14 protein-coding genes are annotated in these 17,066 nt (G+C 58.9%); 5 read left to right on the forward strand and 9 right to left on the reverse strand.

Annotation, left to right across the window (positions count from 1 at the left end; genetic code table 11):
• Nucleotides 1-193 precede the first annotated feature (193 nt).
• The 8 genes from AP059_RS11690 to tkt all read right to left on the reverse strand — a co-directional run bounded on the left by AP059_RS11690 (nucleotide 194) and on the right by tkt (nucleotide 10,352).
• The gene (locus AP059_RS11690; RefSeq protein ID WP_059765412.1) at nucleotides 194-2,632 is read right to left on the reverse strand and encodes a TonB-dependent siderophore receptor; all 2,439 of its coding nucleotides are present in this window, start codon (nucleotides 2,630-2,632) and stop codon (nucleotides 194-196) included.
• Nucleotides 2,633-2,744: 112 nt separating this feature from the next.
• A complete protein-coding gene (locus tag AP059_RS11695) occupies nucleotides 2,745-3,692 on the reverse strand; it encodes a FecR domain-containing protein (RefSeq protein WP_059765414.1) in 948 nt (315 codons plus the stop codon).
• Nucleotides 3,689-4,192 carry a sigma-70 family RNA polymerase sigma factor gene (locus AP059_RS11700; RefSeq protein ID WP_048402210.1) on the reverse strand — a complete coding sequence of 168 codons (504 nt, stop codon included), beginning with the start codon at nucleotides 4,190-4,192 and terminating at the stop codon, nucleotides 3,689-3,691. The genes AP059_RS11695 and AP059_RS11700 overlap by 4 nt, the downstream gene beginning before the upstream one ends.
• 276 nt (nucleotides 4,193-4,468) lie before the next feature.
• Nucleotides 4,469-5,533 carry a class II fructose-bisphosphate aldolase gene (gene fba, locus AP059_RS11705; protein WP_047278209.1) on the reverse strand — a complete coding sequence of 355 codons (1,065 nt, stop codon included), beginning with the start codon at nucleotides 5,531-5,533 and terminating at the stop codon, nucleotides 4,469-4,471.
• Nucleotides 5,534-5,709: 176 nt separating this feature from the next.
• Nucleotides 5,710-5,928: a hypothetical protein gene (locus AP059_RS11710; protein ID WP_059766193.1), complete on the reverse strand. Its 219-nt coding sequence runs from the start codon at nucleotides 5,926-5,928 to the stop codon at nucleotides 5,710-5,712.
• A 32-nt stretch (nucleotides 5,929-5,960) separates the two neighbouring features.
• Nucleotides 5,961-7,124 (reverse strand): phosphoglycerate kinase, encoded by a 1,164-nt coding sequence (locus tag AP059_RS11715; protein WP_059765417.1) that lies wholly within the window; start codon nucleotides 7,122-7,124, stop codon nucleotides 5,961-5,963.
• A 26-nt stretch (nucleotides 7,125-7,150) separates the two neighbouring features.
• Nucleotides 7,151-8,206, reverse strand: coding sequence for an erythrose-4-phosphate dehydrogenase (gene epd, locus AP059_RS11720; RefSeq protein WP_048364133.1), 1,056 nt, complete (start codon nucleotides 8,204-8,206; stop codon nucleotides 7,151-7,153).
• A gap of 148 nt (nucleotides 8,207-8,354) precedes the next feature.
• Nucleotides 8,355-10,352 (reverse strand): transketolase, encoded by a 1,998-nt coding sequence (gene tkt / locus AP059_RS11725; RefSeq protein ID WP_048402212.1) that lies wholly within the window; start codon nucleotides 10,350-10,352, stop codon nucleotides 8,355-8,357.
• A 260-nt stretch (nucleotides 10,353-10,612) separates the two neighbouring features.
• Between tkt and AP059_RS11730 the strand changes: the two genes are divergently transcribed.
• The 4 genes from AP059_RS11730 to AP059_RS11745 all read left to right on the forward strand — a co-directional run bounded on the left by AP059_RS11730 (nucleotide 10,613) and on the right by AP059_RS11745 (nucleotide 15,156).
• A complete protein-coding gene (locus tag AP059_RS11730; protein ID WP_059765419.1) occupies nucleotides 10,613-11,608 on the forward strand; it encodes an ArsR/SmtB family transcription factor in 996 nt (331 codons plus the stop codon).
• 19 nt (nucleotides 11,609-11,627) lie between these two features.
• Nucleotides 11,628-12,818 carry a methionine adenosyltransferase gene (gene metK / locus AP059_RS11735; protein ID WP_048364130.1) on the forward strand — a complete coding sequence of 397 codons (1,191 nt, stop codon included), beginning with the start codon at nucleotides 11,628-11,630 and terminating at the stop codon, nucleotides 12,816-12,818.
• A gap of 173 nt (nucleotides 12,819-12,991) precedes the next feature.
• A complete protein-coding gene (ligB, locus tag AP059_RS11740; RefSeq protein WP_059765422.1) occupies nucleotides 12,992-14,674 on the forward strand; it encodes an NAD-dependent DNA ligase LigB in 1,683 nt (560 codons plus the stop codon).
• Nucleotides 14,675-14,760: 86 nt separating this feature from the next.
• Nucleotides 14,761-15,156, forward strand: coding sequence for a DUF1090 domain-containing protein (locus AP059_RS11745; RefSeq protein WP_059765424.1), 396 nt, complete (start codon nucleotides 14,761-14,763; stop codon nucleotides 15,154-15,156).
• A gap of 176 nt (nucleotides 15,157-15,332) precedes the next feature.
• Here the strand turns inward: AP059_RS11745 and AP059_RS11750 are convergent, their stop codons facing one another.
• Nucleotides 15,333-15,782: a c-type cytochrome gene (locus AP059_RS11750; protein ID WP_059765426.1), complete on the reverse strand. Its 450-nt coding sequence runs from the start codon at nucleotides 15,780-15,782 to the stop codon at nucleotides 15,333-15,335.
• A 128-nt stretch (nucleotides 15,783-15,910) separates the two neighbouring features.
• On the opposite strand from AP059_RS11750, the gene mltA reads away from it, so the two are divergent.
• Entirely contained in the window at nucleotides 15,911-17,056 is a 1,146-nt protein-coding gene (gene mltA / locus AP059_RS11755) for a murein transglycosylase A (RefSeq protein WP_059765428.1), read from the forward strand.
• Nucleotides 17,057-17,066 lie beyond the last annotated feature (10 nt).

Consider the following 17,066-nt stretch of genomic DNA (forward strand, 5'->3'; position numbering starts at 1 on the left):
GACTAAAAAGACGGATTGGATCGGTCGCCGAAGCACTCTTTGCTTCGCGCAATTAAACGTGACTGCCGGGAGGCTGACAAAGGATGGATGTTCAGGGGACAGGTGATATGGGGTCATGTGTCGTGACTGACTTGACCCCTTTTTTATAGGCACCGACTGCTCAGGCAGAACAGTCAGGCGTTTGCAGGCAGGTTCAGAAGTCCCAGCGCGTGGTCACCATCACGTTACGCGGCTCACCATAGATGGCCGAGTTATAGAAGCCGATGTTGGTGTAGTAATACTTGTCGAACACGTTATTGACGTTAACGGTGGTCGACAGGTTTTCCGTGAATTGATAACGGGTCATCAAATCGACTACCCAGTACGGCTTTTGCGAGAAGTCTTCGTAGCGGTCTTTGGGGCCGTTATACATCTCTTGCCAGGCCGTGCTCTGCCAGCGCGCGCCACCGCCTACAGAAACTTTGTCGAGGGCGCCCTTTAGTTTGTAAATGGTGTAGAAACTGAGCTGGTCTTCAGGCTCAAACGTCGAAATCTTCTTACCCGTGTCATCGCGCACCACCTTGTGCGTATACCCGCCCTGCACGCTCCAGCCCGGGCTGAGCTCACCGGATATTTCCAGTTCATAGCCCTTGGTGCGCGCGGCCGTGCCCTTGAAGGCATAGTTGGGCGGGGTGGGCACCAGGTTGTTCCAGGCATCGTCCGGGATAGGGCGATTGCTTTCCTTGACTTCAAAATACGCGAGGCTGGCGTTCAGGCGACCGTCGAACATTTCGCTCTTGAGGCCGATTTCATAGTTTTCACCCTGGTCCGGGTCAAGCATCTTGCTGTGGCGATCCAGGTTGTAAAACTCCTGCGGCATGAACACATCGGTGTAGCTGGCATAGGCCGTCAGGTAATCGGTCAGGTCATAGGTGATGCCCGCGTAGGGAATCACCCGCCCCGATTCACGATACGTATTGGTGGTGCCGGTCAGGGTGTAATCGACGACCCGCGCGCCCAGAAATACGTTCAGCTCATCGGTGACATTGAGCCGCGTCGTGGCGTACAAACCGGTCTGGCGCACCGTGTCATCGCTGATTTGCGACGCTTTGCCCCAATCAGGTTTGGCCAGGTGGCCCTTCCAGTTGAAGTAATCGACCAGATTGGGCGTGCCAAACGTGACATCCCAATAGCCTTTGCCTTTCCAGTTGGCTTTGCTGATCGAGCCGCCCAGTACCAGTTCGTGTTCACGACCCAAAAAATTGTAGGGGCCGCTGACATAGATGTCGGCTGCATCGCTGGTGGTTTCGCCTTTGTAGCGCTGTGCGTTGATGGTGGCAGTGCCGTCCATCGCCGGCTGGTTGAACTGGATGGCCCCCAACTGGGCATCGTAGCCATTGAGCTTGTGATCCAGTTGCAGTTTGCCGACCCAACCGCCACCCAGATCCTGTTCCAGCGTTGCAAACACGGTGCGGGTGTATTGCTGCCAACTGCTCCAGTCGGTGGCGTTGCTGAATGAGCGCTTGGCGCTGTTGATCTCGCCTGCATAGTTGTACAGCGGAAAGCTCCCCGACCAGGTTGAGCCTTGGGGCTTGTTGTCCTGATAGTCGGCGCCCACGGTCAGCAATGTGTCCGGCGTGAGATCGGCTTCGAGGATGCCGTAGAACACCGAACTCTGGTTGGAGTAGCGGTCGATGTACGACTGGCGGTCCTGATAGGCCGCCACGGCACGCCCCCGCACATTACCGCTTTCGGTCAACGGGCCGCTGACATCAGCTTCCGTGCGGTAGTTGTCCCAAGAACCCGCGCCGGTGGTGATATGGCCATGAAACTCGCGGGTAGGTTTTTTACGCACCAGGTTGATGGTGCCGCCCAGCGAACCGGCGCCGCTGAGCAGCCCCGACGCCCCCTTGAGCACCTCGATCCGGTCATAGATCGCCATGTCACTCAGCGTATTGCCCGCCGAATAGGCCACGTTGCGCACCGCCGAGGGAATACCGTCGTACTGGAAGTTGTTGATCGAAAAACCGCGCGAGTAATAGTTGGTGCGGTCTGTGTCATACGCCGACACAGTGATGCCCGGTGTATGGCGCATCACGTCATCAACGTTATCGAGCGCGAAGTCATCCATGTGCTGACGGGTGATGACACTGATCGATTGCGGTGTCTCGCGGGGTTTGAGCACCATGCGCGTGGCGGTGGCGATATAGCCCGGCGTGTACGAGCCAGTGCCCTCGGTCACCGTGCCCAACTGGTTGGTCACAACCTCGGTGGCGCCCAACTCCAGAGCGGACTGAATACGGCTGGCGACCAACACATAGCCCCCATTGTGTTGACGCTCGGCTTGCAGCCCGCTGTTGGCCAGCAAGCGGTCCAGCCCTTCCTCAATGCTGTAGGAACCTTCAAGCCCGCCTGTGGTGAGATCACGCGCCTGTTGGGTATCGAACGAAATCGTCACCCCCGCTTGCACGCCAAATTGAGTCAGGGCGCTGCCCAGCGGGCCGGGGGCTATCTGGTACACCACCTGGCTTTGGGCATACGCCACAGCCGGCGTCAACGCCAATGCAGACAGGCTGGCGAGGGACGCGCCCAATACCGTCAAGCGCACAGCGCGGGTTATTTTATGAGTGGCACTGAGGGGGAGCGGGAGCATTCGGAGATCCTTGCGTTGTCATGGCACAAACTCGCTACGAGCGTGGCTTATGTCATTGACGGATGAGAATCGAAATCAGCAAGGTTAAAACTCAAACCTTTTGCATCGGCGCTCAGGCCGGTTCGATGCTGGCCCAATAGCGGGTCATGAAACGAACCTTTACCGGCAGGGTTTTGCTGAGATTCTCCAGCACTGTTTCTGTGTCATCGATACGAAACGCCCCTGAAATGCGTAAGTCTTGAACTGCTGCCGCACAGTGCAGAACCCCCGGACGATAGCGACTCAACTCATCCACAAAGTCGCCCAGCCGCCAGTCGTCCACACTCAACATGCCGTGAACCCAAGCCGTCGAGCCTGCGGATAAAGGGCGAATGGCATCGACACCCTCGCGGTCGAACGTGACTTGCTGCCCCGCCTCCAGTCGCACGGGCTGACCGGCAAAGCGGTAGGCCGACACTTCGACAGCGGCCTGCAGCACCCCGACCCGAGTGTGCCCGGACAGTTGACGCACGCTGAACTGCGTACCCAGTGCGCGAACGCGACCTTGGGCGGTGTCCACGATAAAGGGACGTTGGGCCGGGTCCTTGGCGGTCTGAATCAAAATTTCACCCCGGTACAGCTGGATCAGCCGTTGGTGTGAGTCAAAACGCACATCCAGCGCCGTGTCGGCATTGAGTTCCAGCTGCGACCCATCCGCAAGCGCAAGCGTGCGCCGTTCGCGGCTGCCCGTGCGTTGCCGGGCCAGCATCGAGCGGTACGGCACCTCTTCAACCGCCAGCCAGCCACACGCGCCTGCGGCCAGCAGCACACTGAGTATTTTCAACACTTCACGGCGCTGTGCCTTGGCGGCACTGAGGCTGGACAAAGCCGACTGGCGGGGCACCCTGGCCCATTGTTGCTGAAGTTTCTCGACACGCGACCACGCAGCCGCATGCTGGGGACTGGCGTCCAGCCAGGTTTGCCACGCACGGGATATGGCCTCGCACTGCGCGCCGTCATTCAATTGCACGAACCACGTCGCCGCGGCCTCAAGCGTCTTGAGGTCAGGCGCGCGGCTCATTCGTCCTCCATCAGCAACAGGCAGCGGGTCATGGCGCGAATCAAATGGTTTTTCACGGTGGTGACGGACACACCGAACCGTTCGGCTGCCGCCACGTAACTCAGCCCTTCAAGCTGCACGGCGAGGAAGATCTCGCGGGTGCGGCTGCCCAATTCATCGAGCAGCGTATCGATCGAGACCAGCATTTCGATGATCGACAGACGCGTCTCGGGCGACACATCCACCGGTTCTGGACGTAGCGACAGCGTGTGCAGATAGGCTTGCTCAATGGTGCGGCGGCGCGATTTATCGATCAACAGCGAGCGCGCAATCGCGCTGAGATAGCCGCGTGGTTCGCGGATCGGCGTGTCGATACGCGCCGTCATGACGCGCACAAACGTATCCTGGGCCAAGTCCGATGCATCGGCCGCATTGCCCAATCGCACCCGCAACCAGCCCTTCAGCCAACTGTTGTGGTCGCTGTACAACTGATGAAGAGCTGAACGTTCAAGCGCCGACATGAGCATGCCACCAATACGTAAATGGTAATCGCTCGCATTGTCGTGATGGCACGCTGATTATGCAAGGGGGATTCGACAGCAGGGGCTGGCCGGGCAACAGGCATAAAAAAATCCGCAGTCCCTGAAGACTCCGAATTTTCGGGTTGCGTGCGGCGGGTCGCTCAAGATTGAGCTATTTACCGGGCAACACTTTCTGCCTTTTTGCAGGGGCCAGCGAGGGCTGCGAGCTTTTGATCTTGAAAGCCCACAGCCTTCGCCAGCGCCTAAAAACAGGCCTTAGTTGACCTTGGCGTTCAGTTCACCCTTGAGGTAACGCTGGTACATGGCTTCCAGGGAGATCGGCTTGATCTTCGAAGCGTTGCCAGCGGTACCGAAGGCTTCGTAACGGGCGATGCACACGTCACGCATGGCCGTCACGGTCGCGCCGAAGAACTTGCGCGGGTCAAACTCGCTTGGGTTGGTCGCCATCAGGCGACGCATGGCGCCCGTCGATGCCAGACGCAAGTCGGTGTCGATGTTGACCTTGCGCACGCCGTGCTTGATGCCTTCAACGATTTCTTCAACCGGCACACCGTAGGTTTCCTTGATGTCGCCGCCGTACTCGTTGATGATTTTCAGCCACTCTTGCGGCACCGAAGACGAACCGTGCATCACCAGGTGAGTGTTCGGAATGCGTTTGTGGATTTCTTTGATGCGGTCAATCGCCAACACGTCGCCGGTCGGTGGCTTGGTGAACTTGTACGCGCCGTGGGACGTACCAATGGCAATGGCCAGGGCGTCCACTTGGGTGCGCTTCACAAAGTCAGCCGCTTCTTCCGGGTCGGTCAGCATTTGGCTGTGATCCAGCACGCCTTCAGCGCCGATACCGTCTTCTTCACCGGCCATACCGGTTTCCAGCGAACCCAGGCAGCCCAGCTCGCCTTCTACCGACACACCGCACGCATGGGCCAGCGCAACTGTCTGCTGGGTGACACGCACGTTGTAATCGTAGTCAGTCGGGGTCTTGCCGTCTTCGCCGAGCGAGCCGTCCATCATCACCGAGCTGAAACCCAACTGGATCGAACGTTGGCACACGTCAGGGCTGGTGCCGTGGTCCTGGTGCATGCACACCGGGATATGCGGGAACTCTTCGATTGCAGCCAGAATCAGGTGACGCAGGAACGGAGCACCTGCGTACTTGCGCGCACCGGCCGAAGCCTGAACGATCACCGGGGAGTCAGTCTTGTCAGCGGCTTCCATAATGGCGCGCATCTGCTCAAGGTTGTTGACGTTAAAAGCTGGAACGCCGTAGCCGAATTCGGCGGCGTGGTCCAGCATCTGACGCATGCTGATAAGTGCCATTGTGTGTCTCTCTCCCGGACGAGGGTCGTTAATCGTGCAAGCCTGCCGTAGCGGCAGCTGCTATTCAAGTTTTTGCAGATCGGGGGTTTGGCCCTTTACTGCGAATTCGTTTTGGCTGAAACGTTACAGCTCCAGCCATAGCTACACGGCGCTCTGTAGGAGCAGCCGTGTTCAAATCATGGGCACCCGCGCACATTTGAAGGCGTGGGTGACTCGTATTTTTCCAGCGCTTGCGGCCCTGATCGTTTATTGACCAATGGCACGCTCTGCGCCTGCCAGTCGGCCTGATAGCAGCCGCTCTCTTCAGGCGTAGCCGCTTCAGGTGCCGGCTCGCTTGAACCGGCGCAACCGGCCAACAAGCCCGCGATCATCAACAGCGGTAACAACTTGACCATGTCCATGCTTCCTTTCAGGGCCTGAATCATTTTCAGGCTTTGGCGCGGCTTTCCAGCACTTCTACAGCAGGCAGCACTTTGCCTTCAACGAACTCAAGGAATGCACCGCCACCGGTGGAGATGTAGGAAATTTGATCGGCCACACCGTACTTGTCGATTGCCGCCAATGTGTCGCCGCCGCCTGCAATAGAAAATGCAGCGCTGTCAGCGATGGCCTTGGCCAGCACTTTGGTACCGTTGCCGAACTGATCGAACTCGAACACGCCGACAGGTCCGTTCCACAGGATAGTCTTCGAGGTCTTCAACAACTGCGCGAAGTGCTCGGCTGTTTGTGGGCCGATATCCAGAATCATGTCGTCTGCTGCCACATCAGCAATCAGCTTGACGGTGGCTTCGGCGCTTTCAGCAAATTCCTTGGCCACGACCACATCGGTAGGCAACGGCACGTTGACCTTGGCGGCGATGGCACGCGCGGTGTCCAGCAAATCAGGCTCGTAAAGCGATTTGCCCACTGGATGACCGGCCGCCGCGAGGAACGTGTTGGCAATGCCACCGCCAACGATCAGCAGGTCGCAGATCTGGCTCAGGCTGTTGAGTACGTCAAGTTTGGTCGACACCTTGGAGCCTGCAACAATCGCAGCCATTGGCTTGGCCGGAGCACCCAGGGCTTTGCCCAGTGCGTCCAGTTCCGCCGCCAGCAACGGGCCCGCGGCCGCCACTTTGGCGAACTTGGCCACGCCGTGGGTCGAGCCTTCGGCGCGGTGTGCAGTGCCAAAGGCATCCATCACAAACACGTCGCACAGGGCCGCGTATTGCTTGGCCAATTCGTCGGCGTTTTTCTTTTCGCCTTTGTTGAAGCGCACGTTTTCGAACAGCACGATGTCGCCGGCTTTAACGTCCACGCCATCGAGGTAGTCGCTCACCAGCGGCACTTCACGGCCCAGCGCCTTGCTCAAGTAATCAGCAACAGGCTTGAGGCTGTTTTCAGCTGAAAACTCGCCTTCAGTCGGACGGCCCAGGTGCGAGCAGACCATGACTGCCGCGCCTTTTTCCAACGCCAGCTTGATGGTCGGCAGCGAAGCAAGGATGCGCGCATCGCTGGTGACAACACCGTCCTTGACTGGGACGTTGAGGTCTTCGCGGATCAGCACGCGCTTACCTTGCAGATCGAGGTCGGTCATCTTCAACACGGTCATGGGTCGCAGTTCCTGAGTTTCTAATGTTAGAGAGCGGGTTTTGGGTGAGTTACGTGCAGATAGTGCTCAGCCACATCGATCATTCGATTGGCAAACCCCCATTCGTTGTCGAACCACGCCAGCAGGTTGACCAGCCGGGGGCCGGAAACGCGGGTCTGGCTGGCGTCAACAATCGCCGAATGCGGGTCATGGTTGAAATCACAGCTGGCGTGCGGCAACTCGGTGTATGCCAACAAGCCTTTGAGCGGGCCGCTGGTGGCAGCCTCGCGCAGCATGTCGTTCACTTCCTGCGCGGTTGTGTCGCGCGCAGTAGTCAACGTGATATCCAGGCACGACACATTCAAGGTCGGCACCCGTACGGCTTTGGCTTGAATTCGGCCAGCAAGTTCCGGCAACAAACGTTCGATGCCTTTAGCCAGACCGGTGGACACCGGAATCACGGACTGAAACGCCGAACGTGTACGACGAAGGTCTTCGTCGTGGTAAGCGTCAATCACCGGCTGATCGTTCATCGCCGAGTGAATGGTGGTGATCGACACGTATTCCAGACCAAACGCTTTATCCAGCAAGCGCAGCAGCGGCACGCCGCAGTTGGTGGTGCAAGAAGCGTTGGAAATCAGGCGTTCGGTACCGCTCAGGCTGTGCTGGTTCACGCCGTACACGATGGTGGCGTCAGCATCTGCCTCGCTGGCCATCGGTTGCGAAAACAGCACCGCCGGTGCGCCGGCATCCAGAAAACGTTGGCCGTCAGCGCGCGTGTTGTAGGCACCGGAGCATTCCAGCACCAAATCTACGCCCAATGCGGCCCAGTCGATGCCTTCGGGGGTGGCACTGCGGAACACTTTCACGCAGTCGCCATTGATATGCAGGCAGTCGCCTTCGATCCGTATCTCGCCGGGAAACCGGCCATGTGTGGAGTCGAAGCGCGTCAAATATTCGAGACTGGCCATGTCGGCCAAATCATTAAGTGCAACAATTTCAAACCCGGCAGCCGCGCCCCGTTCAAACAACGCACGCAAGACGCAACGACCAATGCGGCCGTAGCCGTTGAGTGCAACTTTGTAAGGACGCAGTTCAGGCATGGGGTTCTCTTATTCAAAACCTGTAGTCGCTGCCAAGGGCTGCGACAAGGATCGCAGGGCCTTCAAGAAACGGGTTGCAGAGCAACCCTTCGCAGCCTGCGGCAGCGACTACGGGGAGCGCGGCAGCCAAGGGCCACCGCGTTGTGATTTAGTCTTCCAGCAGCTCTTGAGCCTGATCCAGGATGTTTTCCAGGGTGAAACCGAACTCCTCGAACAAGGCAGGCGCAGGCGCCGACTCGCCGTAGGTGGTCATGCCGATGACGCGACCTTCCAGACCCACGTACTTGTACCAGTAGTCCGCGTGGGACGCTTCGATGGCAATACGCGCGCTGACTTGCAACGGCAGAACCGACTGCTTGTAGCCTGCGTCCTGAGCTTCATACACGCTGGTGCACGGCATCGACACCACACGGACCTTGCGGCCTTGCTCGGTCAGCTTCTCGTACGCCTGAACGGTCAGGCCAATTTCAGAACCGGCGGAAATCAGGATCAGCTCAGGCTCGCCTGCGCAATCTTTGAGCACGTAACCGCCCCGGTTGATGTCGGCAATTTGCGCGGCATCACGGGTTTGGTGGTTCAGGTTCTGACGCGAGAAGATCAGCGCCGACGGGCCGTCTTTACGCTCAAGGGCGAATTTCCAGGCCGCTGCGGATTCAACCGCGTCGGCAGGGCGCCAGGTGTCCAGGTTCGGCGTGGTACGCAGGCTGGTCAGTTGCTCGACCGGCTGGTGCGTCGGGCCGTCTTCGCCCAGACCGATGGAGTCGTGGGTGAACACGTAGATCACACGCTGCTTCATCAAAGCCGACATGCGGATCGCGTTGCGGGCGTATTCCATGAACATCAGGAAGGTCGCGCCGTAAGGCACCAGGCCGCCATGCACGGCAACGCCGTTCATGATCGCGCTCATGCCGAACTCACGCACACCGTAGTACATGTAGTTACCGCTGGCGTCTTCAGCCGACACACCTTTGCAACCTTTCCACAGGGTCAGGTTGGAACCGGCCAGGTCAGCCGAACCGCCGAGCAGTTCCGGCAACAGCGGGCCGAAAGCGTTCAGGGTGTTCTGGCTGGCTTTACGGCTGGCGATGGTCTCGCCTTTGGCGGCCACTTCATTGATGTAGGCCGTCGCCTTGGCATCGAAGTCGGCCGGCAGGTCGCCCTTAAGACGACGAGACAGCTCAGACGCCAGTTCCGGGAATGCGGCGGCATAGGCTGCGAAGCGCTTGTCCCACTCGGATTCAACTGCGGCACCGGCCTGCTTGGCATCCCATTCGGCGTAGATATCGGCCGGGATTTCAAACGGCGCGTAGTTCCAGTTCAGCGCGGTGCGGGTCAAGGCGATTTCGTCGTTACCCAGTGGGGCACCGTGGCAATCTTCCTTGCCCTGCTTGTTTGGCGAGCCAAAACCGATGGTGGTTTTGCAGCAGATCAGGGTTGGCTGATCGCTTTTGCGCGCGGTTTCGATCGCGGTTTTGATTTCTTCCGGGTCGTGACCGTCAACGTTGCGGATCACTTGCCAGTTGTAGGCTTCGAAACGCTTTGGCGTGTCGTCGGTGAACCAGCCTTCAACTTCGCCATCGATGGAGATGCCGTTGTCGTCGTAGAAGGCGATCAGTTTGCCCAGGCCCAATGTACCGGCCAGCGAGCCAACTTCGTGGGAAATGCCTTCCATCATGCAGCCATCACCCAGGAACACGTAGGTGTGGTGATCAACAATGTCGTGGCCAGGACGGTTGAACTGCGCGCCCATGACTTTTTCTGCCAGGGCAAAACCCACGGCGTTGGCCAAACCCTGACCCAATGGGCCGGTCGTGGTTTCAACGCCCGGCGTGTAGCCCAGCTCCGGGTGACCGGGGGTGCGGCTGTGCAACTGGCGGAAGTTTTTCAGGTCATCGATCGACAGGTCGTAACCGGTCAGGTGCAGCAACGAGTAGATCAGCATCGAACCGTGGCCGTTGGACAGCACGAAGCGGTCACGGTCAGCGAACGACGGGTTGCTCGGGTTGTGCTTCAGATAATCGCGCCACAGAACTTCGGCGATATCCGCCATGCCCATAGGGGCACCTGGATGGCCGCTGTTGGCTTTTTGCACGGCATCCATGCTGAGTGCACGAATGGCGTTGGCACGCTCACGACGGCTGGGCATCGCTGTTCTCCTGGGTATTGATAAATAAAACGAAACGGAAAAAAGGCGAGCATTTTCCCTCAGGCAGCGCCCTCGGGCAATGACAGATAGTCACTTGAGCGGTTTTTCCTGCGCTTAACCGTTCAATCTGCTGAGGATTGGCCCGCTTCGCTCGTCCATTCACAGAACCCGTCCGACAAACGCACCACTTATCGACCAATATCAAAAAGTTTTGATATTGAACTTGCGACGACACAAACGGGTAACTAGACTGCCACCCCATGAACTTACGCGTGCCTTCAATTCGCCATGACGATTGCGACGAGCTCTCCGCCCTGTGCAAGGCTGGAGGTGATCCGCTGCGACTCAATGTGCTGCGCGCGTTGGCCAATGATTCATTTGGCGTGCTGGAGCTGACGCAGATTTTTGCAACCGGCCAGTCGGGCATGAGCCATCACCTCAAGGTGCTGTCCCAGGCCAGGCTGGTGGCCACCCGCCGCGAAGGCAATGCGATCTTTTATCGCCGCGCCCTGCCCCACACCGAGCAATTGGGCGGCACGCTACACGCCGCGTTGCTGGAAGAGGTCGACAACCTGACCTTGCCCGCAGAGGTACAAGCGCGCATCAGCGCCGTACACGGGCAGCGCGCTGCCGCTAGCCAAGATTTTTTCTCACGCATTGCCGAGAAGTTTCGCGCCCAGCAAGACCTGATTGCAGGCTTGCCGCAGTACCGGGACAGCGTACTGGCACTGCTCGACAAACTGAGTTTTAGCCCTGCGGCCACGGCCCTTGAAGTCGGCCCCGGCGACGGCAGCTTTTTGCCTGATCTGGCCCGCCGCTTTCATCAGGTCACGGCCCTGGACAACAGCCCGGCGATGCTCGAACTGGCGCGCCAGGTGTGTGAGCGAGAAGCGCTGAGCAACGTCAGCCTGACCTTGGCAGACGCGCTCAACGGTTCGCAGATCCAGGTCGATTGCGTGGTGGTGAACATGGTCTTGCACCATTTCGCCGCACCGGCCGACGCATTAAAGCAACTGGCGACCCTGCTGCAACCTGGCGGTAGCCTGCTGGTAACAGAGTTGTGTAGCCATAATCAGGCGTGGGCCCGCGAGGCGTGCGGTGATTTATGGTTAGGTTTTGAACAAGATGATCTGGCCCGTTGGGCCACCGCTGCGGGACTGGTTCCCGGGGAAAGCCTCTATGTAGGCTTACGTAATGGTTTCCAGATTCAGGTCCGCCACTTTCAGCGACCCTCTGGCAACACTCACCATCGGTAAATATTAGGAAACCGTCGAGATGAGCGAATACTCCCTTTTCACCTCCGAGTCCGTGTCTGAAGGGCATCCGGACAAAATCGCCGACCAGATTTCTGACGCGGTGCTGGACGCCATCATTGCTGAAGACAAGTTCGCCCGTGTGGCGTGCGAGACTCTGGTGAAAACCGGCGTAGCGATCATCGCAGGCGAAGTCACCACCTCGGCCTGGGTTGACCTGGAGCAGATCGTTCGTGACGTGATCACCGACATCGGTTACACCAGCTCCGACGTCGGTTTCGACGGCGCGACCTGCGGCGTGATGAACATCATCGGCAAGCAGTCCCCTGACATCAACCAGGGCGTTGACCGCGCCAAGCCTGAAGATCAGGGCGCTGGCGACCAGGGCCTGATGTTCGGCTACGCCAGCAACGAAACCGAGGTGCTGATGCCAGCACCGATCACCTTCTCGCACCAGTTGGTACAGCGCCAGGCTGAAGCCCGCAAGTCCGGCCTGCTGCCGTGGCTGCGCCCGGATGCCAAATCTCAGGTTACGTGCCGTTACGACAACGGCAAAGTGGTAGGCATCGACGCCATCGTGCTGTCGACCCAGCACAGCCCGGACGTCAGCGCTGCTGACCTGCGCGAAGGCGTGATGGAGCTGATCGTCAAGCACGTGTTGCCTGCCGAACTGCTGCACAAAGACACCCAGTTCCACATCAACCCGACTGGCCAGTTCATCATCGGTGGCCCGGTGGGCGACTGCGGCCTGACCGGTCGCAAGATCATCGTTGACACCTACGGCGGCATGGCGCGCCACGGCGGCGGCGCGTTTTCGGGTAAAGATCCGTCCAAAGTAGACCGTTCGGCTGCTTACGCGGGCCGTTATGTGGCTAAAAACATTGTGGCTGCCGGCCTGGCTGAGCGTTGCGAAATTCAGGTTTCCTACGCAATTGGCGTCGCTCAACCGACTTCGATTTCGTTGAACACCTTCGGCACCGGCAAAATCTCCGACGAGAAAATCATCAAGCTGGTGCGTGACGTGTTCGACCTGCGTCCTTACGCGATCACCAAGATGCTCGACCTGCTGCACCCGATGTACCAGGAAACCGCAGCCTACGGCCACTTCGGCCGCACGCCGCAGACCAAAACAGTGGGCGACGATACCTTCACCACGTTCACGTGGGAGCGTACCGACCGCGCTGAAGAGCTGCGCGCTGCTGCTGGCATTTAACGACGCCCGCTGCACCCAAAAGCCCCGGACAGGTGACTGCCCGGGGCTTTTTTTCGGCAAAAGAAACTGCGGCCGCAGATTGGCTAGGCCGCAACACCCTGTAAACGTCCTGATGCGCCTGCAAAAAAACCTGCGCTAGCCTTAAGCATTCATTCCGGGCAAGGACGCTCATGATGCTGGCCACACTCCGTTTTATCGGCGCTTTTATAGCCGTACTGCTCACGCTCAACGCGCACGCGGACACTTGCCCTGACTGGCCGTCAATACGCGCACAGCAGCACCTCGCCACGCTGAGCCAGCAATTGAAAACCTGGGACGACAGCTACCACCGCCGCGCAGTCTCACTCGTCACTGACGCGGTTTACGATAAGTCGCGCGCTCGCCTGGAGCACTGGCGACGCTGCTTTGACGCCACATCTGTGGATAACCCGCTGCACACAGCCCGCGGCAAGGTCTGGCACCCGATAGCCCAGACCGGACTGCAAAAGCTGCCCGACGAACAGGCCGTCAACCATTGGCTAAAAAACCGTCAGGGGGTGTGGATACAACCCAAAGTCGATGGCGTCGCAGTAACCCTGGTTTATGAGCAAGGCCATTTGCAGCAGGTCATCAGTCGCGGTGACGGTGAGAAAGGGCAAGACTGGACACTCGGCGCACGCTTGATCAGCGCCATTCCAAAACAACTGCCCCTGGCGATAAATGCCGTGCTGCAAGGTGAGTTGTACTGGCGCATGTCCGGGCACGTGCAAGCCACGTCCGGCAGCCTCAATGCGCGCAGCACCGTGGCGGGGTTAATGGCCCGTCATGACCTGCCAGCGGAACACGCCCATGACATTGGCTTGTTTGTATGGGACTGGCCCGATGGCCCGGACACCCAAACCGAACGGTTGCAGCAACTGAGCGCGCTGGGCTTTATTGACAGCCTGACCTACAGCCACCCCGTCGAGCAGCTTGAGCACGCGCAACACTGGCGCCAGCACTGGCATAACAGCCCCCTGCCCTTTGCCACAGACGGCGTGGTCTTGCGCCAAAGCCAGCGCCCTGCCGCGAAGCGCTGGCAAGCCAAACCGCCGAACTGGGCCGCCGCCTGGAAATACCCCCATGCGCAGGCCATCAGCGAGGTGCGCAAGGTAACGTTCAAGATTGGCCGCACCGGGCGTATCACACCCATGCTGGAACTCACCCCGGTTCGGCTCGACGACCGGCAAATCCAGCGCATCAGCCTTGGCTCGCTACAACGCTGGCAAACCCTCGACATTCGCCCCGGCGATCACGTAGCCATCAGCCTGGCGGGCATGACGATCCCACGCTTTGATCACGTCGTTCTTCGCGCTACCGAGCGTATTGAAGTACAGGCACCTGACCCCCATGACTTCCACGCACTGAGTTGTTGGCAAGCGAAACCGGGCTGCGAAAGCCAGTTTTTGGCGCGTTTGAACTGGCTGAGTGGCAAAAAAGGTCTGGACCTGCCGTTTGTCGGCCCAGGCACTTGGGAGAAGTTGATCCAGGCCGGCAAAATCAGCCGCTTGCTGGATTGGTTGACCCTCAACCCTGCTCAGCTTGCTAGTATTACGGGCTTGGGCGAACGCAGCAGCGCACGTTTATTGAAGAGTTTGCACAACGCTCGGCAACAATCATTCGAACGCTGGGTCAAAGCGCTCGGGTTGCCGCCCACCGGTGACAGCGCCTTGGGGCAGTCCTGGCAGGCGTTGGTTGCACGCGACACCAAGGACTGGATGGCGGAACCGGGCATTGGCCCGCGTCGCGCCGAACAGCTGAGTGCGTTCCTGCGCGACCCTGACGTAAGGGCCTTGAGCCAAGAATTACAAGCTGTCGGGATTGCCGGTTTTGACTGATTCCGCCAGCGTTTACCCAAGCGCATGCTGCGCCTGGGGTCTACCGAACTGTGTGTATTGTTACTTTTTGTTATGGAGCCTTTTTTATGAAACTTCTTTCACCGCTCGCCCTGTTCACTGTTTGCGGCCTGCTGGCTGCCCCACTGATGGCTGCGCAACAAGCGCCTGAATTGACCGGTTGCGCTGCCAAAGTCAAAAATATCGAAACTCAACTTGAGTACGCACGCGCCCACAACAACCCCTTCCAGGTGGCGGGTCTGGAAAAAGCACTGAGCGAAGTCAAAGCCAATTGCACAGAGGCTGGCCTGAAAAAAGAACGCGAAAAAAAGGTACTCGACGCCAAGCACGAGGTCAGCCAGCGTCAGGCGGATCTGGACAAAGCCATGAAGAAAGGCGACCCGGAGAAAATCGACAAGCGTAAAAACAAACTGGCTGAATCGCGCAAAGAATTGCAGGAAGCGCTGGATCAGTTGGACAAGTAAGCCCACAACACCTTCAACCCCACCCTCTGCCGCAAGATGAGGGCGCCGATGCGCGGCGTAACGGGGATTGCATGCATTCAGTCCATCAGGCGAGTGAAGCGCTCAGGCTGTAGGCATTCAGTCCCCTCTCCCTCAGGGAGAGGGTGAGGGTGAGGGTCTGTTGATTCAACACTGACTCAGTGGTTGCGAAATTCCTTGTGGCACGCGCTGCACGTGTCTTCAACTTTCTGCACCGCAGGCGTCAGGTTGCTGGCTTTATACGGCTGCACCTGGCTGGCAATCACCAGCTCACCGGTCGCTGCTTCCAATTGACGCGCCAAGTCCTGAAAACGGGCCTGTTTTTGCCAGACATCATCAGTCGCGCTGGTTTGATCAGACTCTTTAACTTGTGGGAAATGCTTCCACGGCTCGTGAGCCAATGCATCAAGTTTGACCGCACCTTCAGTAAAACGCGGGCCATCGAACGGAATTCGACCACGCAGCATGCCGCCCAGGTCTTCACTGGTCTTGAGCATCTGCTTGAAAATCGCTTTACGCTGACCCAATGGCGAGTTGGGATCAACCCCACCACACGCCGACAGCGTCAGGCAGGCCAGCAGTACAACAGTCAATCGTTTCAAAGTCATGGTCGCTTCACATCACGAAAATCGGTCGCCAGTATCCTCGTGTCACCTGCAAAGACCAATACCCCTATTGAATATAAGGATTGCCTTGACGGTCATCAGACCTCGGCAACCGCAAAGGAACATCGCAGATGAGTCGTTTTTTAAAGCCTCTGGCTTGGGCGCTGCCCGTCGTCATGTTGCTGGCAGGGTGCAATGGCACCGACAACGAAGCCAAACAGCCTGACCCCCCTCACACCACTTACAGCAAAGCCGACTGGAGTGCGCTGCCCGAGGTCACAGGTGCGGATTTGCAAGGCGGTTTCACGTCATGGCGCAGCGCCTGTACCCGGCTCAAAGCCGACCCTAACTGGGGCAACCTGTGCAGCGAAGCCGCCAAACTGCCTGCTAACCCCGATGTGGCCCAGATCAGCAGCTTTCTACAAACCCATCTCGACGTGTACAGCCTGCGTTCCGCCGAAGGCAGCAGTGACGGCCTGATCACCGGCTATTACGAACCGGTCTACCCCGGCAGCCTCACCGCCACCGACGTGGCCCACGTTCCGGTTTACGGGGTGCCAGCGGATTTGATCGTGGTCAATCTGGACAGCCTCTACCCCGAACTCAAGGGCAAGCGTTTACGCGGACGCCTTGAAGGCCGTGTGATCAAACCCTACGACACGGCTGCCACCATCAACGCCCAGGGCCTGAACGCCCCGGTGATCGCCTGGCTGACCGATCCGATGGACCTGCAATTTCTGCAAATTCAGGGATCGGGCCGCGTGCAACTCGATAACGGCCGCCAACTGCGTATTGGCTACGCCGACCAGAATGGCCACCCGTACAAACCAATAGGCCGCTGGCTGGTTGAACAAGGCGAGTTGAAAAAAGAAGACGTGACCATGGGCACCATTCACGCATGGGCGATGGCGCACCCGCAGCGGGTCAATGAACTGTTGGCCAGCAACCCCAGCTATGTGTTTTTCACCCAGAACCCCGACAGCAACGAAGGCCCTCGCGGCTCGTTGAATGTGCCACTGACCGCAGGCTATAGCGTGGCGGTGGATCGCAAGGTGATTCCATTGGGCAGCCTGCTGTGGTTGTCGACCACGCACGCTGACGGGCAACCCATCGTGCGTCCGGTGGCGGCACAAGACACCGGCGGCGCGATTGCAGGTGAAGTGCGCGCCGACTTCTTTGTCGGTACCGGCCCCGAAGCCGGCGCGCTGGCGGGCGACATGAAGCAAAAGGGCAATATCTGGTTGCTGTGGCCTAAAGGGATGCCGTTACCGCAATAAAGCCGATCAG

It is taken from the genome of Pseudomonas sp. TAA207, assembly GCF_001529285.1.
GTDB lineage: Bacteria > Pseudomonadota > Gammaproteobacteria > Pseudomonadales > Pseudomonadaceae > Aquipseudomonas > Aquipseudomonas weihenstephanensis.